22 protein-coding genes are annotated in these 24,544 nt (G+C 27.5%); 1 reads left to right on the top strand and 21 read right to left on the bottom strand.

What is annotated here, in order from left to right:
• Positions 1–23: 23 nt before the first annotated feature.
• From HPRAE_RS04455 to HPRAE_RS04445, 3 genes are all read right to left on the bottom strand, one after another.
• A complete protein-coding gene (locus tag HPRAE_RS04455; protein ID WP_014553047.1) occupies positions 24–881 on the bottom strand; it encodes a carbohydrate ABC transporter permease in 858 nt (285 codons plus the stop codon).
• Positions 866–1,774, bottom strand: a complete 909-nt coding sequence (locus HPRAE_RS04450; RefSeq protein ID WP_014553046.1) for a carbohydrate ABC transporter permease — start codon at positions 1,772–1,774, stop codon at positions 866–868. The genes HPRAE_RS04455 and HPRAE_RS04450 overlap by 16 nt, the downstream gene beginning before the upstream one ends.
• 71 nt (positions 1,775–1,845) lie before the next feature.
• Positions 1,846–3,159: an ABC transporter substrate-binding protein gene (locus HPRAE_RS04445; RefSeq protein ID WP_169307627.1), complete on the bottom strand. Its 1,314-nt coding sequence runs from the start codon at positions 3,157–3,159 to the stop codon at positions 1,846–1,848.
• Between the two features lie 212 nt (positions 3,160–3,371).
• On the opposite strand from HPRAE_RS04445, the gene HPRAE_RS04440 reads away from it, so the two are divergent.
• Entirely contained in the window at positions 3,372–4,205 is an 834-nt protein-coding gene (locus HPRAE_RS04440; RefSeq protein WP_014553044.1) for an AraC family transcriptional regulator, read from the top strand.
• An 89-nt stretch (positions 4,206–4,294) separates the two neighbouring features.
• Here the strand turns inward: HPRAE_RS04440 and HPRAE_RS04435 are convergent, their stop codons facing one another.
• From HPRAE_RS04435 to HPRAE_RS04350, 18 genes are all read right to left on the bottom strand, one after another.
• On the bottom strand, positions 4,295–5,389 hold the full coding sequence (locus HPRAE_RS04435; protein ID WP_014553043.1) for an HD domain-containing phosphohydrolase: 1,095 nt from the start codon (positions 5,387–5,389) through the stop codon (positions 4,295–4,297).
• Entirely contained in the window at positions 5,379–8,444 is a 3,066-nt protein-coding gene (locus tag HPRAE_RS10880) for a response regulator (RefSeq protein ID WP_050755993.1), read from the bottom strand. The genes HPRAE_RS04435 and HPRAE_RS10880 overlap by 11 nt, the downstream gene beginning before the upstream one ends.
• Before the next feature lie 189 nt (positions 8,445–8,633).
• Entirely contained in the window at positions 8,634–9,485 is an 852-nt protein-coding gene (locus tag HPRAE_RS04425; protein WP_014553041.1) for a PhzF family phenazine biosynthesis protein, read from the bottom strand.
• Between the two features lie 135 nt (positions 9,486–9,620).
• Entirely contained in the window at positions 9,621–11,510 is a 1,890-nt protein-coding gene (locus HPRAE_RS04420; RefSeq protein ID WP_014553040.1) for a type II secretion system protein GspD, read from the bottom strand.
• 31 nt (positions 11,511–11,541) lie between these two features.
• Positions 11,542–12,018, bottom strand: a complete 477-nt coding sequence (locus tag HPRAE_RS04415) for a hypothetical protein (RefSeq protein ID WP_014553039.1) — start codon at positions 12,016–12,018, stop codon at positions 11,542–11,544.
• A 5-nt stretch (positions 12,019–12,023) separates the two neighbouring features.
• Positions 12,024–12,572, bottom strand: a complete 549-nt coding sequence (gene gspM / locus HPRAE_RS04410; protein ID WP_014553038.1) for a type II secretion system protein GspM — start codon at positions 12,570–12,572, stop codon at positions 12,024–12,026.
• Positions 12,565–13,092, bottom strand: coding sequence for a PilN domain-containing protein (locus HPRAE_RS04405; protein WP_014553037.1), 528 nt, complete (start codon positions 13,090–13,092; stop codon positions 12,565–12,567). The genes gspM and HPRAE_RS04405 overlap by 8 nt, the downstream gene beginning before the upstream one ends.
• Positions 13,082–14,185, bottom strand: coding sequence for a pilus assembly protein PilM (gene pilM / locus HPRAE_RS04400; protein WP_014553036.1), 1,104 nt, complete (start codon positions 14,183–14,185; stop codon positions 13,082–13,084). The genes HPRAE_RS04405 and pilM overlap by 11 nt, the downstream gene beginning before the upstream one ends.
• 31 nt (positions 14,186–14,216) lie before the next feature.
• Positions 14,217–15,794: a pilus assembly PilX N-terminal domain-containing protein gene (locus HPRAE_RS04395; RefSeq protein WP_014553035.1), complete on the bottom strand. Its 1,578-nt coding sequence runs from the start codon at positions 15,792–15,794 to the stop codon at positions 14,217–14,219.
• A 32-nt stretch (positions 15,795–15,826) separates the two neighbouring features.
• On the bottom strand, positions 15,827–16,327 hold the full coding sequence (locus tag HPRAE_RS04390) for a pilus assembly FimT family protein (protein ID WP_014553034.1): 501 nt from the start codon (positions 16,325–16,327) through the stop codon (positions 15,827–15,829).
• The gene (locus HPRAE_RS04385) at positions 16,320–16,781 is read right to left on the bottom strand and encodes a PulJ/GspJ family protein (protein ID WP_014553033.1); all 462 of its coding nucleotides are present in this window, start codon (positions 16,779–16,781) and stop codon (positions 16,320–16,322) included. The genes HPRAE_RS04390 and HPRAE_RS04385 overlap by 8 nt, the downstream gene beginning before the upstream one ends.
• 16 nt (positions 16,782–16,797) lie before the next feature.
• Positions 16,798–17,541, bottom strand: a complete 744-nt coding sequence (locus tag HPRAE_RS04380; protein WP_014553032.1) for a prepilin peptidase — start codon at positions 17,539–17,541, stop codon at positions 16,798–16,800.
• A gap of 29 nt (positions 17,542–17,570) precedes the next feature.
• Positions 17,571–18,005, bottom strand: coding sequence for a type II secretion system protein (locus HPRAE_RS11310; RefSeq protein ID WP_014553031.1), 435 nt, complete (start codon positions 18,003–18,005; stop codon positions 17,571–17,573).
• Positions 18,006–18,028: 23 nt separating this feature from the next.
• Entirely contained in the window at positions 18,029–19,771 is a 1,743-nt protein-coding gene (locus tag HPRAE_RS04370) for an O-antigen ligase family protein (RefSeq protein ID WP_014553030.1), read from the bottom strand.
• A gap of 54 nt (positions 19,772–19,825) precedes the next feature.
• A complete protein-coding gene (locus HPRAE_RS04365; RefSeq protein ID WP_014553029.1) occupies positions 19,826–20,281 on the bottom strand; it encodes a prepilin-type N-terminal cleavage/methylation domain-containing protein in 456 nt (151 codons plus the stop codon).
• A 163-nt stretch (positions 20,282–20,444) separates the two neighbouring features.
• The gene (locus HPRAE_RS04360) at positions 20,445–21,689 is read right to left on the bottom strand and encodes a type II secretion system F family protein (protein WP_014553028.1); all 1,245 of its coding nucleotides are present in this window, start codon (positions 21,687–21,689) and stop codon (positions 20,445–20,447) included.
• Positions 21,690–21,718: 29 nt separating this feature from the next.
• Positions 21,719–22,780 carry a type IV pilus twitching motility protein PilT gene (locus HPRAE_RS04355; RefSeq protein WP_014553027.1) on the bottom strand — a complete coding sequence of 354 codons (1,062 nt, stop codon included), beginning with the start codon at positions 22,778–22,780 and terminating at the stop codon, positions 21,719–21,721.
• A 23-nt stretch (positions 22,781–22,803) separates the two neighbouring features.
• The gene (locus tag HPRAE_RS04350; protein ID WP_014553026.1) at positions 22,804–24,501 is read right to left on the bottom strand and encodes a GspE/PulE family protein; all 1,698 of its coding nucleotides are present in this window, start codon (positions 24,499–24,501) and stop codon (positions 22,804–22,806) included.
• Positions 24,502–24,544 lie beyond the last annotated feature (43 nt).

The following is a 24,544-nucleotide window of genomic DNA, read 5'->3' as shown; positions in this document are numbered from 1 at the left end:
TCAATTATAGTTATTAATTTTATTTAGCCTTTAACTCCAGAATTACTTACTCCTTCAATAAAATATCTTTGAGAAAATATAAAAACTAATATTATTGGTAATAATGCTAAAGTTGCTGCTGCCATTTGAGCACCATAATCTTGAATTTTTCCTTCAGCAAATAATTTTATTCCAACTGATAACATCTGTTTATCTACAGATGATATATATAAATAAGGACTCATATAATCATTCCAAGACCAAACAAAAGAAAATAACATCATTGTAGAAATAATTGGTTTAGATAAAGGTAAAATAATCTTATAATAAATTTTAAAATGACTACACCCATCTATTTTAGCAGCTTCACTAAGTGATTCAGGAATACTAACAAATGATTGTCTTAATAAAAAAACAAAATAAACATCAACTAAGCTCGGCAAAATAAGAGTCCACATTGAGTCAAGTAGATTTAGTTGCTTAAAAATCATATAACGAGGTAAAATCATAATATCACGTGGAATCATTAGGCCTGCTAATAAAATAAGGAAAATTATATCACGACCTTTAAATTTTATTTTAGCAAAACCATAAGCAGTATAGCTCACAAAAAAATACTTTAAAAACAAAGAAGTCCCAGCCATTAAAATAGTATTAAAATACCATCTTCCAAAATTATAATAATCACTTTCAAATAAACTTTTTATATTATTAAAAGTAAATGGATCAGGAATGATTTCAAATGGTAATTTCAAAACATTTCCACTCAATTTAAAAGTAGAAGATAACATAAAAATAAAAGGAAAAATTGATCCCATTGCAATTATTAGCATTATTATAGTTTTTAATAAACTAGAAAAATTTATAGTTTTATTAATATTTTTTTTTAATAATTTACCCATTTTTTCTGTCCCCTCCATTGAATTATCGTTATAACCATTACAATAATAAATACTAATATTGCTTGAGCACTAGCATAACTCGTTTGAAACTTTGTAAATGCAGTTTGTACAATGCTTAAAGACATTACTGTCGTTGCTTGCCCTGGACCACCATCAGTTAGTGCCTTTATAACTGTGAAATTTTGTAAAGATGTAATAATAGAACTAATTAAAAGAAAAAAAGTTGTAGGTGAAAGCTTAGGTAAAATAACTTTTAATATAATTTGTAATTTGTTTGCACCATCTATTTGAGCCGCTTCAATTAGTGATTTAGGTATATCCTGCAATGCAGCTAGATACACAATCATATTTAGCCCCACACCTTTCCAGACTGCTATACAAACAATTGTAGGTAAAGCCAATTTCAAATCTAATAATAAGTTAGGCGGATTTTGCATTCCAATTGAGCTTAATAAATGAATTATTGGTCCTTTTGGTCCCAATAATATTTTAAAAATAACTGCTACTGCAACCATATTTGAAACATATGGTAGAAATACCATTGCTCGAATTGTATTCTTTAAATGAACACCCTTATTTAATAATACAGCCAGAATAAAACCCACTATCATAATTAGTGGTACATAAATAATTGAGTATTGAAATGTCCTCAAAAGAGCTGATAAAGTTTCTTTATTTTGAAAAATTTTAATAAAATTATTTAATCCTACAAATTTCAAATTATCTAAACGAGTAATGAATTTAACATTGAGAAAAGCTAAAATAAATGATGCAATAAATGGAATACCTGTGAAAATCATAAATAAAATAACATATGGAGTTACAAAAAGATAACCTGCAATATTTTCTCTGTTAGCCCAAGTATATTTTTCTAATAACTCTTTTATTTTCATAATTATAGTTCACCTCTCTTTGAAAGAGAGTCGTTATGAAAATAATTTTCATAACGACTCTTAAAATTAATTTATTCATTTTTTTCATCTTTAATTGCCTGATCTGCTCTACTCTTTATTGCTTTAATAGCTGATTCTAAACTTTTTTGACCCTGACCATATAATTTTCCTTCTTCATCCCAAATTTGATTAATTGTTGTATCAGCTACCCCAATTAATTTTTCAGAATAAATTTTTCTTTTTGGATCAAACCAAGCTTTTTTGAAATCAGCAGTTGAAATATTATCAGTGGCAAATTTAGGAGTTAATTGATTTTCAATATAATTATTTATTTCTTTATCTGATAAATCAACTCTAGCTGGAATCCTACCATAACCAAGTTTATATTGATTTTCTGCCATAAATGAAATTGCAGCAAAAGCTGCTTCTTTATTTTTACTAGTTGTAGGAATTGCATAATTACCTGTTACAGCTAATGTTGATGGCGTTTCTCCTTCTGGATAAGGCATGGGTAGAATTCCTACTTCCCAATCTCTAGGATAATTTTCAAAATCAGGTAATAATGATGCTAACCAACCACCACAAACAAACATAGCTAAATTATCAGAAGCTAAAAAAGAGTTCCAAGCATACTCTCCAGAAGCATAGCTAATACTATCAGGCTGAATCTTTAAATTATTGCCAAGCCCATAATAAAATTTTAAACTTTCGGCAAAAATCTCTTTATCATAATTAGTTAATCCAGCTTTATTATAGTGAGCTATGCCATGTTGAACAGCCCACATATAATTATAATTATTATAGGCTAACATATAAGAACCATAAATATCTTTTTCAGTATTGGTTAATTTTTTAGCAGTCTCAATATACTTTTCCCAAGTCCAATTGTCTGCTTTTGGATATTCTAATCCTGCTTGATCAAATATTTTTTTATTATAAAATGTTAACCAAATATCATTAAAAACTGGTAATCCATATATCTTATTATCAAATTTAGGTAAATTATAACCATAAATTTTTTGCATATTATAATTATTTTGTTTTGCTAATTTTTTTAATGGTGTTAATAAACCAGCATTATAATAAGTTTTTAGTTTAGAATCTGTTTTGTAAATAATATCAATTTCATCACCAGCCATTAAGCCAATTAAAGTTTTATCTATTTCACCATCTTTACTAGTTGGCATAATATTAAACTCTATTTTAATACCTGTTTCTTCTTCTACCTTCTTTACCAACTCAAATATTTCACCTGTTTGAGTTTGTGTTTCCGAAATTGCCAAATAAACAGTCTTCCCAATAAAAGGCTTTTCACTAGCGCAAATATTGAAACTGAACAAAACTAATATTACTAAAACTAAAATAATATTTTTTCTTTTTAACATCATTATTTCTCCCCTTTTTAGCTTTTTTTGAAAAATTAAAAATATTTTTCTTATATTATATTTCAAAACATATTCAGCTTAATATTATTCTATTATAATAAAAAATATAACTCAATAATTATATTGTTATGTTTTTTAGCTATCTTGCTTTTCTATAAAAAAAACAATATAATTAATTATAAATAAAATATAATTAAAAGAGGAATGATTATATGTCAAATAATCTTTACCATTTTAGCAATATAAAAGAAAATAAGTTTAATTTAAAACTATTATATGTTTCAAAATCAAAATATGAAGATGATTGGCACAGTACAATGCATATTCACCCATTCACAGAATTATTTTATGTTATTAAAGGTATAGGCAATTTTGAATTTGAAAATAAAAAATATACTGTTAAAGATAATGACTTAGTAATAGTCAATCGGAATACAATACATACAGAATCTTCTAAGAATTCTAACCCTTTAGAGTATATTGTGCTAGGATTTGAAGGAATGTCTTTAAAATCTGATACTGATTTAAATAATCAAAATCATTATACTATTAATAACTATGCTCAATTTAAAAATGAAATTTTAATATATTTTAACAAAATATTAAAAGAAGCTCAAAATAATAATTCATTTCATAAAAATATTTGTCAAAATTACTTAGAAATATTAATCTATAATGTTTTAAGAAGAACAAAATCAAATCTAATATTATCAAAAACTGATAAATTAAATTCAGATTGTGCTCATATTAAAAAGTATATAGATATACATTATGCAGAAGATTTAAATCTAAATACTTTAGCTAAGTTTACTTGTATGAATAAATATTATTTATCTCATATCTTCAAAGATAATTTTGGTAAATCACCAATTAATTATTTAATTGATAAAAGGATTGAAACAGCAAAAACACTTTTAAGTACTACAAAATATTCTATAAGTAAAATTAGTGAATTAGTTGGTTATTATAATCAATCTTATTTTAGTCAACTATTTAAAAAAAGAGTTAAAACTACTCCTTCAAATTATAGAAAAATAAATAAATAAATAAAAATATTCCTTAAAGTAGAGATAAAATATAAACTCTCCTCTAAGGAATATTTGAAATAACTCACTAATTTATCAATTTAACTAATCTATTTTTTCTCTTTAAATGTAGAAGCAATTTCCTTAAATTTAGCTTCCAAATTGACAAAAGCATCTAAAACAGCGGGATCAAAATGTTCAGGTTTTGTTCTTCCATCACCTTGAGTTATAATTTCAATTGCCCGCTGGTGACTATATGCTTCTTTATAGACTCGTTTGTTAGCTAAAGCATCATATACATCAGCAATTGCCATTAATCTTCCTGCAATTGGTATTTCTTCTTTTTTTAAACCTTTAGGATAGCCTGAACCATCCCATTTTTCATGATGAGTACCTATTATTTGACGAGCAAAGCTCAAAAAAGAATTAGTACCTAAATTTTTCTCAGCTCGTTCAATAGCTATCTTACCATAAGCAGGATGTTTTTTTATTATTGTAAATTCTTTTTCAGTTAAAGGTCCTTTTTTATATAATATCTTATCAGGAATGCCTACTTTGCCAATATCATGTAAAGGTGCTGTTTTATAAATCCATTCAATATTTTTATCAGTTAAACAATCAGAAAATCTAGGGTGATTTTGGAGAAATTTAGCTAAAACTTTAACATACCTTTTGGTACGCATAATATGAGCACCAGTTTCATCATCTCGAGTTTCAGCTAAATCTGCTAAACTTTGAATAGCAACATCTTGGATTAATTCTAATTGAGCAGTTCTCTCTTTTACTTTTTGCTCTAAATTATAATTTTTATCTTTTAACTCTTCTTTTGCTTTTTTCAATTCTAAATGATTTTTTACTCTACTTTTAACAATAGGTAAATTAAAAGGTTTAGTTATATAATCAATTGCACCAATTGCTAAACCCTTTTGTTCATCTGAATCTTGATCCATAGATGTTACAAAAATTACAGGGATTTCAGCAGTTTTAGGATCTGCTTTTAATTTTTGACAAACTTGATAACCAGTCAATTCTTTCATTACTATATCTAATAAAATTAAATCTGGTAATTTAGATTTTACAGCTTTTAAGGCCTGTTTTCCATTTAAAGCAACCATAATTTCGTAATCTCCATTAAATGCTTCTAAAAGAATATCAATATTTATTTTTTCATCTTCTACTATCAAAATAGTATCTTTATTTTTCATTAAGATCAGCCCTTTCTAAATCAGCCTCTAATTTATTGAGCAGTTTTAAAGCCTGCTCAAATTGATAATTCTTTACATATTTAAATAATTGATTAACTAACTTTTCTGCTTGCTTATCCCAGGTATAATTAATTATTTTTTCTACTACTTCTTTAGCTTGATTTGCTTTATAGCTTTTTAAATCTATTTTTAATTCTAATAAATATTGTTTTAATTCTTTTTTAGTTATTTGTGCTAAATCTCTATCTTCTTCTATAGATGGGTGATTACTAACAAACTTTGCTAAATCATTAATTACTTCTTCTAATTTTTGATAAAAAGCACTCAGTAGATCATCAAAATTTTCTTCAGCTTTAATTTTAGAATTCAAAGCTAAAGTAATATTATATAATTCAATAGCACCAATATTACCTGCTACTCCTTTTAAAGAATGTAATTTAGCTTTTAATTTATCTAATTTATTTTCTTGAACTAATTTTGATACAAGCTGCTGAAAATCTTGATAATTATGATAAAAGTCAATCAAAATTTCTTTGTATAACTGATAATTATTATTTATTCTTTTTAAAGCCGAATTAATATCAATTGTAGTTATTTTAGCTAAATTATTAGCAATTTTAGCTTCTTTAAAATTATTATTTATTTTTTTAGTTTCTTTTTTAACAGGAAGCCATTTTTTTAAGGTACTAAAAAATTGATCTAAATCAAGTGGTTTAGTAATATAATCATCCATTCCCATTGCTAAAGCTTTTTCTTTATGACCTTTAATTGCATTTGCAGTCATTGCAATTATCGGTAACTTATTTAGGTTTAAATCTTGACGAATCTTTTTAGTTGCTTGATAACCATCCATTTCTGGCATTTGAACATCCATTAAAACTAAATCAAATTTTTGCTTCTTTATTTTTGCAATAGCTTTTTTACCATTATCAGCAATTTCAACTTGAGCCTTAACTTTTCTTAAAAGTTCAACAGCAACTTGTTGATTTATTTTATTATCTTCAACTACTAAAATATTAACTGGACCTAAATCTTTTAAAATCTTTTCTCCATTTTTATTTTTCTCTTTTTCAATATTTACTCCGCCTAAACTATTAAGTAGAGCATTAAATAAAATTGATTGAGTTATTGGTTTAAATAATATTTTATCTATATTTTTTTGTTGAGAATTTTCTAATTCTTTACCAAAAGCTGTTATTAATATTATTTTAGGCACTAGTTCTAAATTTAATTCTTCTTTTATAATTGTAGCTGCCTTAATACCATCTAAATCAGGCATTTTCCAATCCATAAATATTAAATCATAATCTGATTCTTTTTTTATTTTTTCAATTGCTAAAAGGGCACCAGAAGCTGCCTCAACTTCTAAACCAAATTGATCAATGACTCCAATTAAAAAATCTCTATTCATTTTTATATCATCTACAATTAAAACTTTTTTATGATCTAAGTTATATTTTTTTAGTTTTTGTGATAGTTGTGGCTGTTTACCTAAACCAAATTGAGCGGTAAAAGTAAAAGTACTACCTTCAGCTGGCTTACTTTCTACTTTAATTTCTCCTCCCATTTTTTCTACTAATCTTTGACTAATTGTTAAACCTAAACCTGTTCCACCATATTTTCTAGTAGTAGAACTATCAGCCTGAGTAAACTGGCTAAAAAGTTTTTGCTGTTCTTCTTTAGTCATCCCAATTCCAGTATCTTTAACTATAAATTTTAATTTAATTTTCTGCTCTGTTTTTTTAATAATTCTAACTATTAGCCTAACTTCTCCAGTTTCAGTAAATTTTATTGCATTACTAACTAAATTAAGTAATATTTGTCCTAACCGCAAAGAATCTCCAACTAATTTTTGAGGAACATGATCTGTATCATAAAAGAATTCTAAGCCTTTATCATAAGCTTTCATAGCAGCTTGATTTGATAAATCATGTAAAACATCATCAAGAGCAAACTCTTCTGCTTCTAAATCTAATTTTTTTGCTTCAATTTTGGAAAAATCTAAAATATCATTAATTAGTCTTGATAAAGAAACTGTAGATGATTGAATTTTTTTAAGATAATCTTTTTGCTGCATAGATAAAGGAGTATCTAGTATTAAATAAATTAAGCCCTTAATAGCATTAATTGGGGTTCTAATTTCATGGCTCATATTAGCCAAAAATTCACTTTTTGCTTTATTAGCTAATTCAGCCTTTTGTTTAGCCCTATCTTTTTTTTGAATTGATTTAATTATTATTATACCTAAACTTCCCATAAGAAAGAGCAATAAAATACTTTTATTAAGAGCTGAAAATATTTCCTGATTGTCTACAGTCATCAATAATTTCCAATCTCCTAATTCAATTGGAGCATAGGCTATAAATTTATCTAATTTATTATTTTTCATTACCTTAGCCGAATTATTTTTTAATAAAGGACTAAAAACTGCATAATACTCACTAAAAGATTCTAAATGCTTAGTTAATAATTCTGAATTATCGGAAGTCGCAATTATCTTGTTTTCTTTACTTAGTAAATAGAATTTAGCAGTTTTAAAACTATTTGTATTATTTAATTTTGCTTGTAAACTACTTAAACTACGATCTAAGGCTGTAACTCCAACAAAATCACCTTCAATTATAATTGGAGCTGCTGTTTCAGTCATCATTACATTTTGATAGACATAAGGTTCAGTGATTGTTATTTGACCTGTTTTTTTAGGCTCCTGGTAATACTGACTATTAGCCATTCCAATTAATTGTTTTAACTCAAAATTAGTATTAGCTCTTGACCAATAAACTAAATAGCGTCCAGCTTCATTATTATATTTACGATAATCTTCTTTATCAGCAGCATAAATATCATCTTGTTTGTCAGCATTAGGTTCATAACCTAAAGAAAGTCCAATCAGCTGAGGATTATCTGCTAAAATATTTCGTAAATATCTAACCCCTTCTTCTCTTTGGCCAAAACCTCCTGCTTTTTGATAAGCAACAATTGATTTAGCTAAGTTAACTGTATTTTTATTTTGACTATTTATTTCTAAAGCAAGTTTTGTACTTACTTCTTTCATACCTTTAGTTACTTCTCCAATTTGATTTTTTCTGAATTCAAAAACTAAGAAAAACGAAAGGGCCAATAATATTACAAATAAAATTAAACCTATATTAACTGTTATCTTCTTTTTAAAATAATCTTTGTTAAATTTAATTAGTATCCCCTCCCTAAAACTTAAGTTCAGCTCAGATTAAAATTTAACCAGTTACAGCTCAGGTAAAATTAGAACTGCTTTCCCACCAACATAAACTGCTTTTAATTGCTCCAGCTTAGTTACTAATTTAATTTTTATTTGAGAAGGACTTTCCATACTATAGCCCTGTTCAATAGTAAAATTATTTGCAAATTTATTTGGTAAATATTTCTTTAAATAACAAGCTAAAGCACAATTTGAAGTTCCTGTTGCAGCTTCTTCATCAATTCCATATCTAGGAGCAAAGTTTCTTGCATGTGCCTCAAAATCATTTATAGTCTCTAAGCTAAAGGCATGAATTCCTACAACATCATATTTTTCACTAATTTTTTTAATCTTTTTTTGTCTAGGTTCTAAATTCAATAGAGTTTCTAAGTCTTTAATAAATACGATAATATCTTTAAGTCCTGTGGAAACAATTTGAATTGGCATTTCTCCTAAATAATTTTCAGTTTCACTTTTAAAACAAGCTTTTATTTCAGCTTTATTTATCACCTCAAAATATTCAGCCTTGTTTTGCTCCATATAAACAGATTCTGCCTTAACTTTAATTTTTAAAATCCCAGCTTTAGTTTCTTGCAAATATTCGCCAGTACTTATAATCCCTAAATCTCTTAATAAATTAAAAGCAGCTATTGTTGCATGACCACATAAATCTACTTCAGCAGTAGGAGTGAAAAATCTAAGTTTAAAATCAGCTTGCTTAGAATTCATTATAAAAGCAGTTTCAGAATAACCTACTTTTTTAGCAATAACTAACATTTCATTTTTAGTCAAAGAATCAGCATTTAAAACAACTCCAGCTGGGTTACCACCATTAATATTTTCTGTAAAAGCTCTTAATTTATAAATAGTTTTTTCCATATTCTAAAAACCTCCAGTAATTTACACTAATTATTATAATTTGCAGTATTTTTTAAAGATTAAATTTAGTATATCATATATTTTTGATTTCAAAAAATTAAAAAGAGGCTGATTAACTTACTCAGCCTCTTTAATTTAATCTGCTAAAATTTCTTCTAATTCTGCAGGAGTTAAATCTTGATATTCTTTTTTATCTTTATTTGTTTTAAGAGAGTTTAAAATTTCTTTTCTATTCTCACTTCTTTTTTCTAGATATTCTTTTATTATTTCTTCTTTGGTTTTTTCTTGCTCTAATTTTGCCTGATTTTCTTTATTATTTTTTAATTTTATTTCTTTTTGTATTTCTGGAGCTAATTTTTCGTTTTCAGGATTAATAATATTTTTATTTGTTATTTCATCACCATATTTAATAATATGAGGAGTAACAAAAATTATTAACTCATTTGTAGAGTCACTGGGCTCTCTAAATTTAAATAATTCACCAAAAAGTGGTAAATCTCCTAATAAAGGAATTTTAGTAATTTTCCCTTCTTTATCTGTCTGAATTAAACCACCTACAGCAAATGTTTCATTATCTTTTAATCTTAAAGTTGTTTCTACACTTCTACTTTTTTTAGCTGGAGGAGGAGATTCGCCTTCTCCTGTTTGTGAATCAGCTATTTCACTAAAACTACTAACTGTAGGAGCAATTTCTAATTCAATTTCATTATTTTTGCTAATCCAGGGAGTGAAAGTTAATTCAACACCAGCTTCTGCATATTCCCAACTGGTAGTTTTTTCTCCATTTGAATCTGTATTTACAACTTTATAAGGCTTCTCTTCTAAAATAGAAAGATTAGCCTCTTCCCCATTTAAAGTCATTAATTTAGGGCTAGCTAAAGTCTTAGTATCTGTAGAAGTATCAAGAGCTTTAAAAACATCTGGCCAGCTATAATCTAATTTTTCTATTTTATAACTTTCTCCATCAGCATTATTAGTTGATTCTTTTATAATATTAAAAATACCACCATCAGTATGATCAATTCCTAATTCTCTAGAAAAATCTGATGATATTTCTTCAACCCTAGTTTCAATAACTACTTGATATTGTGGTTTATTTATTTCATTTATTAATTCTTCAACACCATCAAGTTTATTTTTAGCTCCATTAATGATAATTTCTTTTCGTTTAGCATTAACATGCAATTTAATTTCTGGATAAAACTTGCCTACTATCTCACTTATTTGTTCAGTATCTACATAATCAACTCTAATATTTCTTGTTTCTGGTTCTAAACTTTGATCATAAGTTTTTGCCATTGAAATAGCTTCTTTAACTTCTTTTTTATTACCACTAATAGTCATTGTTTCAGTCAATGAATTAACTTTATAATCTAAGCCTGTATTTACAGTTCTTAATTTTGACTTTAAATCTTCTAATTCAGCATTTAAAACTTGATAACTCTCACTATAAGCTGCTAACTCTTTTATAGCAGCTGTCTTAGAACTTTGACCATCAAAATTATTTTTATTTTGTTCTGAATCTAAACTATCAATCATTTCTTTTACTTCAACTAAATTTTCTTTTTCTCCTTTTAATATAAACTGTCTTCTAGTCGGATCTAAAGTTATTTGGGTTTCTGGAAAAATTTCTTTAATTATAGTACCTATATTATCAAAGTCATTAGAATTAACTTTGACAAATTCTGTTTTTAAATTAGCATAAATACTTTCTAATCTATCAGTTGGAGCGACTACAACTGTATTTTGATCCCATTTATAATCAATACCCTTACTCTGAGTTATTAGATCTAAAGCTTTTTTAAAAGTTATATTCTTTAAATTAACAGTTATTTGACCAGCAACCTGGCCATCAGTAATTAAATTAACATTTGCTACTTCTGCAATAGTTCTTAAAACATCAATCAGTTCTGCATTTTTAAAATTCATATTTTCTATTTTAGTTTCTGGTGCTGCAGTAGCTGCTAGTGAAAAAGTTATTATTAAAATTAAAAATATAATAGAAATTTTTTTTATATTTAACATAATTCCGCCTCCAATCAATATTAACTAAAATTTAATATATTACTTTAAATTTTTCTCCCTGATTTATAAAAGTGGCTTCCCCAGCTTGATAACTTATTAGCTTATAACTATCCAAGCTCTCCCCAATTTTAATTATTTCACTCTGATTTTTATAATTAACAAGTAAAGCTAATTTAGAATTAGAGCTTCTAAGAACACCATTTATTTTAATTTCAGGATTATAATTATTTTTTTGCTCATCTAATTGCTGCTCTTTATTCTCTTTAATTATCTTGCTTTCTTTTTGATTAGCTTTTAAACCTAAGTCTAAAGTTTTTTTGAAATCAGATTCTACTTTTTCTTTTTTTATAAAAAATGGGTTTTTTAAATTTTCTTTTTCCAGCTCTACTAAAAGATTAGATTGAACAAAATCATTTAATTGTGATTCAACCTCAAGCTCTAAAGCAAAAACATTAATACTAATTAACATTATCAAGCAAAGCAGAAATAATATTTTTAAAAATTTCATTTAAATCACCTCTCTTTACTTTCTTTAAAAGCTTTTAAATCATCTGCTTGGTGATAAAATAAATTGATACTTAAATTTATTTTATCTTGACCAGGCTGAATACTTTCGGCAGATAAATTTTCCACAACTAATCTATAGTCCCAGTTATCAAGCATTTTAAAAAAGCCTAATAGTCCAAAATAATTTCCTTCTAGATTGAAAGTAAAAGGATATCCATTTTTAGCCTGATTTTTTTGATAACTTTTAATTTCAATTCCACTTTGATTAGCAAAAAAATTAATTGCTGCTAATACTTCTTCTGCTTCTCTTATAACTATATTTAGGCGTTCTTTACGTTTCTTTTTTAAAGCAGCTAAATCTGATTCTAAAGTATCGATTTTATTTACTTTAGCTAAATTATTACTATATTCCGTTTGAATATTAGTTATTTGATTTTTTAAATTAGACTGCTGGCTTTTAATTGGTTGATACAGCAAGTAATAATAGGCAACTATAACTATAGTTATCAGAAGAATAAAAAGTAATATTTTTTCCCTTTTTGATAAATTACTCATTATAAATCACATCCTTTTGCCTATTATCAAGTTTTAATACTAGATTGAATTCTAATTTATTATTTTTTTCAAATCTTTCTAAAGAAATAAGAGAAAAAACTTCTGAATCAAAAATTCGAGCAGAAAAGTCTAATAAGGAATTAATATCATCTGCTCTACCTTGGATATTTATTTGTCCACTATTATAATCTAAATTATTAAAACTAATTTCTCCTTCGATTATTTTGGCAAATTCTAAGAAAAATGGATATACATTATATTTTTCCAGTTCTACTTTAGCTGGCAGTTTAAAATTATCTATTTCTTTTTTTAGATTTTGATAATGGGCTAATTCTGGTTCCATTGCTTTTAACCTTGTTTCCCAATTAATGCGGCGTTGTTTTAAATTTTGAACTTCAATATAATTAAGATAAAAATGAACAATAGGTAAAGTGAAAATCAAAATAATTAATAAAACAACTAAAATTTCTACCCATTCAACTTTAATACTTGCATCTTTTTCCAGGAGGTTAACTCTCATTATGCTTCACCTCACTAATAATTGTACCAGCAGTAGTGGCTAAAAAATAATTATTGATCTGATTGATATTATCTGCTAAATAAAATTTTTCTAAAGGCTTGATTAATGCTATTTCATTATCAAGCTCAGTTTTAAAATAATCTACTAATCCATTTAAAAGCAGACCGCCTCCAGTTAAATATAATTTGTTGACTGAGCTATCAGCATATCTTTCATTATGATATTCTAAAGATCTATTTATTTCAAAAATAATTTCATCTGCTAAATTCTTAACTTGTTTTTGAATAGTTTTAGTGGTCTCTATTTCAGAAAGCATTAAATCTAAATTTTCTGGTTCCTCTGTTTCTTCTGCTTGTTCTGGAAAAAATTTAAATTTCTTTTTTCTAATTTCAGCTTTTTGATAATCAGCTTCTCCTTCTAAAAAAAGATTAGTAAAGTCTTGGGCTGAAGTTCCAACTTCTCGGCTAAGATAAAATTTGTTTTTAGCTGCTATTAATATTTTAGATTTATTTGTACCTATATCTAAAATTAAAGCTGGATCTGTTAGTTGATTAGACGCTGCTAAAAGTGAGATCAAAGCCATGTCTTCTAAATTAAAAACCTTAACTTTTAGCATATTATTATTAAATAACTCTAGATAACTATTTAATACCTCTTTAGAGATAACTGTCACCAATAAATCTAATTCTTCAGCTTTTTCTTCTAAAACAATATAATCTAAAGCTATTTCTTCTGGCTCTAAATCTAAAAAATCCTGAACTTCCCATATTAAAGCTTCTTGTAATTCTTCTTTTGGCATTTTAGGCATTTTGATATTTCTAACAAATTCTTGACCAGGAGCAGGTGTAACTAATAAAACACCTGGATTCATATTTTTTTCATCAAAAATATCTCCCACTATTTTAGTTAACAGATGAGTATCAATAACTTTACCGTTTTCAATTGTACCTGTAGGAATTTCTCGACGTCCAGAAGCAAGTAATTTAAATTTCCCATTTTTTACTCTACTATTTAGATATTTAATACTATTATGACCAAAATCAATGCTTGTGTATTTTATTCCCCTGATTAGAGATAATGGGCTTACTGCCATTTGATCAGCTCCTTTCTAGTTAATATAAATATTATTTAATTGTTTTCCAATTCACTTTAAATACTTCACCGGGTGCTTTATTTGAATATAATTCTTCTTGATCTTCTTCAAAATAGCCTCCAATATCTGGATGAATATTACCATATAAGCCAGATTTTTCAGGATCATAAACCATTGGGGGAAATGTAACATCATCTTCTACAATTATTTTTTTAACATTATATGATTGTCCCCAACCTGTACCAGGCATATTACCAGAAATTTTCATTTCAGCATTAGGTGCATAATATGCAATACTCTTAATCCTACCTTCAGCACCTGATGAATAATATAAAATACGGTTATTATCAAGATTTATTTCTGAGCCTCCTGATTGAACTAAAACACTTTTTTCATCTCGAGACGCAAAATAAATATTTTTAGTGGTTTCTGAAAAATCAATATTATCATCAATATATAATTGAACAACTCCAGATTCATTCTCATTATTTTCTACAGACTTAATATTTGTAAAATCAATTTTATAATCTCTATTCCTCTTAGGACTAAAATCAAAATTTTCTATATAAATATAAGGGCCTGTATTAGAATTCGAAAATCTTTGTAAATCATCAAAATCTTCATAAAAACCGTTCAAACTATCAGGAAATATGCCCTGAAAAGAACTTGAATCTAACTTGTTTGAGTCCATTTCTGGATTAATATCTGTAATATTATATAAAATTTCTTCATTTTCAGTTGGAATTTCAAATTGATCTAAAGAAACAGTTATCGGATTTCCTTCCTCATCTTCTCCAATAATATAATCAGTAATTCCATTTTGTTTTAATACCTCTCGGAAATTAATACTTCTTACATATTCTTTAAAATCATTTGCATCATTATCTTCAGGTAAATATAATTCATCATCTCCATCTCCATAAAATTGAAAAGTATTATTATATGCTTGATCATATTGATATCCTGTTAATGATTCCCAATTTTTAAAAATCCACCAACCTCTTAATTCTTGTAAATCAACATTAGATTTATTTATATCCGCATTTTGACTATTTTCTGATGTAGCAATTAGTGGATATGATCCTTCTTCAGGATAATTACCCCTTAAAACTAAATTTCCATTCATTTCAATTGTTCTTGCTGCTAAAGTATGAGCAAAAAACGCAAGTCCTTTAGATGCCAATTTATAAGTTACTTCAATTTTTTCAGAAAAATTACTATTATCAGCAATTACTTCAACTACAAAACTATTCTCTTTTTTGTGATTTTCTGGAACTTTATAGCTAATATTAAAGTCTGAAATAACTAAACTATTATTTAATTTTTCAATTTCTTCAACAACAGTTTCATATCTTTTTTGAAATGGTCCTTTTCCCAAATAAAAAGAAGGTAAATCATTTTCTTCAGTATTTAATTCATAAATTCTAGCATCTAAATAATTTATCCCTCCTTCTGCAGCATAAAAAGCTTTTGTTTGGGTCGCCTGATTACTGCTCTGATTAATATTACTATTATAAGCAATTAATAGAGCTCCACTTAAGCCTCCTACTACAATAATCATTAATAAAACCATTATTAAAGCCATTCCTTTATTATCTAAGTTAGTCATTTTAGCGCCCCCTTAGTTACAAGTGAATTCACCTAATCTTCACTAGTAATATTTCGTGCATATAAACTAATCTGTTTTTCTAATTTTTCGCCATTTTCTTTATTAATCTTCAATTCTAAAAAATATATAGGAGGATTATCATTATTAATTTTAAATTTTTCAACATTTTCAATTCTTCTTATTAGATTACCATTTTCTCTAAATTCTAATTCAGAATTAGCTGTTTCAATAATTTTATAAGTTTTTTGGTTCCCGCTTTGAGGTGAATAAGCTTCAAATTCATAAATATTTAATCCATTTATTTTCTTTTCATTATAGCTCATTGCAGATTTAAAATGGGTACTAATATCTTCAAGCATAAGATCAGCTAATCTATTTTGAGTTATCCTAATTGAACTTTTATCAAAAATATTAAAAGTTTGAATAATCATTGGGGATGCAACGGAAAATACTACTCCCAGAATCATAACTGTAATTAAAATTTCAATTATAGTTATCCCTTTATTATAAAAGAAACAATTATTTTTATTCATATGAACCACCAAAAATACTTTTTAATTCATATGAACCATTCTCATTACCATTTTTCCAACTAATAATCAACTGAACTTTATATAGTTTTAAATTTTCATTAATTTTTTCTATTGTTATTTTTGATTTATCAGAATTATAATTTAACTTTTTGGTATGAAAATCATAAATTTTATTAAAAGCACTATTATTAATTTCATTTTTAAAATCTTCTAAAGTATTAGTATATTTATTTGAATTTAATACAATCTTTGATAAAATAATTTCAAAATCTTGGTTAAAAAGGTCAAAAATTGAGGCTGAAAAATTAACAGTTTGATCTAAACTATTTGTTGTCTTTTCACTTTTTAAACCAGTAACCATAGCACCAGCAAAAGCTGCTGCTAAAATTATAATAAGGGACAAAGCAATCATAGTTTCAATTAAAGTTAAACCTGAATTATCATTTTTTATCATTTTATGCCCCCTTTATTTACAGAAATAAGTTTATATACAAATTAAATAAATTTTCTGACCATATCCAGAATAAAAATGAAGCAAGTGCTAAAAAAGGACCAAAAGGTAATTTAGTCTTCATGCCAGTTTTCCCAGAAACAATGCCAGGCAAATGAGCTATTAAAGCAATCACTGCTCCTAAAAAAATAGAACTAACAGCAATTATTGGGCCAGCAAAACTTCCCACCATAGCCATCATCTTAATATCTCCTCCACCCATACCACCTTTACTTAAATAGGCAATTGAAAATAATAAACCGCCAGCTGCTATTACCCCACTCAAAGAAAATAGAAAACTAATATCACTTCTAAAAAAACTAAATATTAAGCCAACTCCAAGTCCACCTAAAGTTAATTTATCAGGTAATATTTGATGATCAAAATCAATCATCGTTAAAACAATTAATAAAGAAGAAAAAATTAGACCTGCACTTAAAATGATTAAATCAGATAAATATATATAATTAATAATAAATATAATGCCAGTAAACAATTCGATAATAGGGTATCTGATTGAAATTTTTTCTCCACAGTCTTTACACTTTCCTCTTAAAAAAATATAACTAAAAACAGGTATTAATTCCAGCGGTGTTAATTCATGTCCACAGTTTGGACAATGAGAAGCTGGATAAACTATTGATTCTTTTTTAGGAAGCCTATAAATAACTACATTTAAGAAACTACCAATTATTAAACCTAAAACAAAAATTAAAAATATCATAATATCAATCCAATCTTTTTATATAAATATTATTCTTCTAACTTTAAATGCTGATTTAAATCTTGTTCTAAATTACCTTCTGAACTAATTCCTACATATTTATCATTTGGTAATTTAACAGAAAAAACATAATCATTTCCATCACTTTCATACTTGTATTGACTATCATCACTAATCCCTAGCTCTTGAATAATACTTTCTAAAGCATTAAAATCATTTCTAAAATTTGAAATAAAGTTTTCAGCATTTTCTGCTACAGGATAGTTACCTTCTTGAAATTTATATACTTCAATCTCTGTTAATAAAGTTCTAGTATTAAAAGTTATTGCTTCTTTACGAGCTTCTTCTGTTAACCCCATTAAGTTGGGTAAAGCTATTGAAGCTAAAGTTCCAAGTATTACAATTACTATTAATAATTCTATTAATGTAAAACCTTTTTGATTTAAATTATTTTTTTTGTTCATAAATAAAGCCTCCACTACAATCTTTATTTTTCTACAATAGAATTTAAAGATATTCCTAAGCCTAATAAAGTCCAAAAAACCGGTGCCACAGAAATAACGCTGTCATTAAAAAAACCTGCAACTAGATAGGCACTAACTGCTCCCATTAATGAACTTCCCAGTCTATCTTGCCAGCTATTTAATTTGCTCTGATAAAATAAGAAAAATGAACTTAAAAGATATTTACCCCAGAGCCACAATAAAGCAATAAGTGAAATTATCCCTGTATTTATTGCTATCTGCAAATATAAATTGTGCGGTTTATCAACAATCATCTTCGGGGTGCTAAAAAATTTCAATTTCCCTATCACATCATCCTGTGGAAAATACATAGCATAAGTATCAGGACCATGACCAACTAAAATTGTGTCTTTTAGCAGTGGTATTGTACGAGACCAGATATAGCCTCTGGATGAGCCTAGTCTCTCATAGCCTTCAAAACCCCAACTTTCTGCTTCCACTAAGGGATATAAGTTATTATGCATCCCTGCCATAAATATTTGATCATCCCGATTATGAAATTGAGCACTTTTGCCTCCATAATTCCAGACTATATAATTTTCCTGATCATTAACTTGAAAACTGTGATTTGCATAACCCTTAAAAATAATTTCTGCAACTTCTTTGGCTGAGTTATAAACTTTAATTGGCTTTTTAGCTAAAACTTCAATCTGATCTGAATCCATAATTATGTCAAATTCTGCTTCAGCTGTTGCCAGATTTAATCTATCATTCTCAGAACTCACATCTGTTATTGGGGGTAAGATTTCTTCCTCTAAATATTTTTCTGTTTCTGTTTTAGGAAATAAAACATCACTAAAAATACTATCCAAACTCCTGGCATTCATTGTTATAAAAACTAAGCTAAAAGCTGTAAAAATAACAATTATTCTTTGCCAGTGATTTTTTAGAAATTTCCTCTGCATAAATAACAAAATAAATATTCCTACAATAAATCCCATATAACCAGCTCTGGATCGCGAACCAATTAAAAAAGCAAATAATAAAATACTAAAAATACCTAATAAAAGTAATCTTTTTCTCTTTTGAGAACTAAAATATAATCCTAAAACTAAAATACCGACCATTGAAGCATAGCTGCCAACATAATTGGGATTATACATGGTTGAATAAATAACTCTTCTATCAATAAAACTCAAACGATCAACAAAAAATTCTAAACCATCAGGTGTAATTAAGTCTCTACCAAATTCAGTGGCAAATAAATCATAGTTATAAAACTGTAAAATACCATGAATAGCTAAAATAAAAGCTGAAATAAATAAAGCTTTTAAAATTAATTTGAATGACTTCTGATCATCAATTACATTAATTGCTACTACCACCAGCAGTAAATATCCTAATAAGACAAATATGTTTTCATAACGATCTGGAAAACCCTTAATCACTATTTCTTTATATTCTGACATAAAAGATGATAAAACTACTAAAATACTATAAATAGCTATTGGATAATAATAATTAGTATTTTTAATTCCATTTTGATCGACATATTTTAGAAAAGTAATTAAAAGAAAAAATGAGGTAGTTAAGAAAAATATCATTTTGTAATATGAATAGAAATCGATATTGATAAAACTGCCCCAGATTTTTGTTGCATCTTTATGCATAGGAAAGGAGAAACGAATAATCATAGGAATTAAATTTACTATGAATAATATCAAGAGAAGGTTAATTTTTTTAGCTGTTTTTATATCTATTTTCAATAATTAACCTCCTCAAATTTTCACTGAAAATTATTAGTTAATTCTATCATTTTATTAACCAGCGGAACCATCTGTTGTAGTAGTTATTGAACCATCACTAATAGTAACAGTCCAGCCAGCATCTGACGATGCCGTAATGGTATAATTATCACCAGTTTCAGCGTTACCTGGAGTTGAATCATCAAATGTTATATCCTGATCATTTAAAGAAGCTACCGCTCCACTAGAAAATTCATCTCCATTATCTGCAGTACTAGTAACTGATAAATCACTATCACTTTCAGCGGTAATGCTAAATGTAGCGTTAGGGTGTCCGGCCCTAAATGCTTCCATTTCTACCATAAGTGTTCTCATATTTGCTCTCACTGCTTCTTTATCTGCTCCTTCTCCCAATCCTGCAATATTCGGAACTGCTATCGCTGCCAGCACACCAATAATAACAATAACAATTAACAATTCAATTAAAGTAAAACCTTCATTTCCACTAAAAATTTTTCTTATTTTTTTCATATCTTTTTCCTCCTCATTATAGTTTAAAATTTAAATAAAGTTTTTAAATCACTTTTCTTGAGCCTCACCCCCTCTATAATTTAATAAAAAATAAATTATAGATTAACTATAAACTTTTCAACTAAAAATAACGATTAAATAGAATACAAAAACCTGTTTCCATCTAAAAACTACTATAAATACTAAATAGTGGTAAAATAATAGAAGCAACAATTCCACCAACAATTACAGCTAAGATGATAATCATTACCGGTTCAATCAGAGAAATACTGCCCTCAATTGCATTTTCAACTTCCAGGTCATAATAATCGGAAATTTTATTTAACATATCCTCTATATTACCACTTTCTTCTCCAACTTTAAGCATCTGAACCACCATTGGTGGAAATTCTCCACTCTGTTTAATTGGCTCTGAAAGTCTAGAACCTTCTCTCACTCGCATTCTGGTTTCTAATAATACATCTGCAAAAATTTCATTATCAACTACTTCTTCAATTACTGGTAAAGCATTAATAATATTTACTCCACTCTTAATTAAAAGTTCTAAGGTGCTTGCAAATCTAGCAATTACAACTTTTCTAACTAAATCACCAATTACTGGAATTTTTAAAATTAATCTATCTTTTTTTAGTTTTCCCTTTGGAGTTTTTAAATAAGCATTTATTAAAAAGCCAGCTATAATTAAAACAATTAAAATTAACCACCAGTAAGCAGAAATAAAATTACTAATAAAAATTAAAATCTTAGTTGGTAATGGAATTTGCCCCCCAAAACCAGTTAACATATCTAAAATATTAGGAAGTACAAAACCCATTAAAATAAAAACTGCTACTATAGCTACAAGAACAATCGTTATCGGATAATATAAAGCTGATTTAACCTCTTTATTTATTTTATCACGGTTACGATAATAGTCTACAAGTTCTGCTAAAACTTCATCTAAAACTCCACCGGTTTCACCTGCTCTAATTAAATGCACAAAAAGTTTAGGAAAATATTTAGGCTGTTCCTCTAAAGCAGAAGATAGAGTCTCACCTGCTTCTACTTTGGCTAAAAGTTGAGTTAACATTTCTTTTTCATGTTTAATATTAGATTGATTTTTAATTATTGTAAGTGATCTAACTAAAGGAATTCCAGCAGCAATTAAAACCGAAAGCCTTTGGGCAAAATTAGCTAATTCAGAAATCTTATAGCCACCACTAAAAAGGTCTATATCTGCTAAATCCATAGATAAAGAAAATTTATCTTTTTTAGTAGGTGTTTCTACTTTTATAGCTTTAATTGAAACTGCATGTAAATTTTTTTCACGTAATTGTTTAGCAACTTCTTTTCTACTATCTGCTTCTAAACTACCATTTAAAATTTGACCAGATTGGCCTCGAGCTTTGTATTGATAAAGTTGTGCCATTTTGCACCTCCTTAACTTTTATTTTAAATTTATCTCAATTTTTCATTAACATATTTTATATCATTACAGTGATGTAATACTGATTCTTTAGTAATTTTATCTCTCTTGTACAATTTCAAAAGAGAATTATCCATTGTAATCATTTGATAACGACCACCAGTTTGAATAGCAGAATAAATCTGATTTGTCTTCCCTTCTCTAATTATATTTCTAATTGCAGAAGTTGCCATCATAATTTCAAAAGCTGCTACTCTTCCACTCTGATCTTTAGTTGGAATTAACTGTTGAGCTATAACTGCACTAATAACTGAAGCTAATTGAATCCTAATCTGTCCTTGTTGAGCTGCTGGGAAAACATCAATTATTCGATCAATAGTAGCAGGAGCACTATTAGTATGCAGAGTTGCTAAAACTAAATGACCCGTCTCTGCCGCCTCTAAAGCAATTTGAATAGTCTCCAAATCTCTCATTTCTCCAACTAAAATTACATCTGGATCTTGGCGTAAACAGGCTCTTAAACCTCTTTTGAAATTATTAGTATCACTACCTACTTCACGCTGATGAACAAGACTCTTATTATGTTTATGCAGATATTCAATTGGATCTTCTAAAGTCATAATATGACACTGTCTATTTTTATTTATTTCATTAATAATTGCTGCCTGAGTTGTAGATTTACCACTACCTGTTGGGCCAGTACTTAAAACTAAACCCATTCTTTGGTAAGCTAGTTTTTTTAAAACTTTAGGCAAGTTCATGGCTTCAATTGTTGGTACTTGATTTGGAATAATTCTTAAAGCAATTCCAACACTTCCTCTTTGATGATAAGCATTAACTCGAAAACGTGAGGTGCCTGGCATTCGATAAGAAAAATCTAATTCTCCTTGAGCTTTAAACTCCTGGTATTGTTTTTTATTCATCATTGCTTTAGCAAAATTTTCAGTATCTGCAACACTTAATTCTCCCTCATATTGTGAATATGGTTCTAATTTCCCATTTCTGCGAATATAAGGAGGTGAAAAAACTGTTAAATGAAGATCAGATATTTGATCATCCTGAGATACTATTTCTAATAATTTTTTTAATTCCAAACAGATCACTCTCCAATCTTAATTTAATAGATAATCCTTCTTAATTCAGAAATATCAGTTTCACCTTTTTTGATCTTTGCTATTCCATCTTCTTTCAAAGTTACCATCCCCTGTGATTTTGCGTATTCACTGATTTTTTCTTTACTATAATTATCACTAATCATTTCTCTAACTTGATTATCTATTTCAAAAATTTCTTGAATAGCAAGTCTCCCATTATAACCAGTGTTATTACATTTTTCACAACCAACAGCAAAATATGCTTCTTTTAGTTCTGGTTGATTTAAATATTTTAAATCAGTTTTTTCTAATTTTCTTTTTTCCTTACAGTGGGGACATAATTTGCGTACCAAACGCTGGGCCACCACTCCATTTAAAGAAGCAGCTACTAAATAAGATGCTAAACCCATATCTGTCAATCTAGTTATCGAACTAACTGCATCATTAGTGTGCAGAGTACTAAAAACTAGATGGCCAGTTAAAGCTGATCTCACAGCAATTTCAGCTGTTTCTTGATCTCTCATCTCTCCAATCATTATAATATCAGGATCCTGTCTTAAGATAGATCTTAAAGTTTTAGCAAAAGTTAAACCAGCTTTAGGTTGAGCTTGAACCTGATTAATTCCTGGTATTTGATATTCAACTGGGTCTTCAATTGTTAACATATTAATTTGAGAACTATTTAACTCATTTAAAGCAGCAAATAAAGTTGTTGATTTTCCACTACCAGTTGGACCAGTTAGTAATAAAACCCCATTTGGTTTTTGGATTAAACTGCCAAATTTTTCTCTATTATATTCTGATAAGCCTAAATTATCTAAATCTAATAAACTAGTATTTTGAGCTAAAAGACGAATTACTACCTTTTCTCCTCTAATCGTAGGTAAAGTTGAAACTCGCATATCAAGTTTTTCACCTTTAAAAATCATCTTAATCCGGCCATCTTGAGGTACTCGATGTTCTGTAATATCTAAATTGGCTATAATTTTAATTCTAGAAACCAAAGCTCTGTGTGAAGATTTAGGGGCAGTCATTTCTTTTTTCAAAACTCCATCAATTCTAAACCTAACCCTTATTTTATCTTCTTCAGGCTCAATATGAATATCACTTGCTCCTTTTTGATATGCCTTACTAATTATATAATTAGCTAGTTTAATAATTGGAGCCTCATCAACCATTTCCCTTAATTGTTCTTCTTCATAAATTTCTTCATCTTGATTATCAGAAACTTCTTCTAAATCTTCTAAATCAAAATCCGCAAAAATATTAGAAATATCTATTTCATCACTACCATATAGTCTATCAATAGCAGCTCTAATTTGTTTTGGTGCTCCATAAAGAGGTTCTACACTAAAATTACTTAACATCTCTAAATCATCAATTGCAACTAAATCAGTTGGATCTGCCATTACAACTTTTAACTTACCTTGACTACTTTTTTCCATAGGTACTGCTAAATAACGTCTGGCAATATTTTCCGGAATTAATTCTGCTAAAGAAGGATCAAAGAAATATTTATCCAGATCTGCATGAGGAATTCCGCGCTGAAATTCTAAAACTTCAATTAAATCTTCTTCTTTAACATATCCTAATTCAACTAAAACTTCACCAATTTTTTTATCTGTATTATCTAATTTATTTAAAGCCTCTTTTAATTCTTTAGCAGTTATATATTCATGTTCTACTAGTAACTCACCTAATTTAACTCTTTTTTTGGCCATAGAACTTCCACCCCCAATGTATTTTCTCATAATTTATTTTCAA

The organism is Halanaerobium praevalens DSM 2228, assembly GCF_000165465.1.
GTDB classification, from domain to species: domain Bacteria; phylum Bacillota; class Halanaerobiia; order Halanaerobiales; family Halanaerobiaceae; genus Halanaerobium; species Halanaerobium praevalens.
Note: the sequence above shows the minus strand (reverse complement) of the source record. Positions and strands in the feature narration are given on the sequence as shown.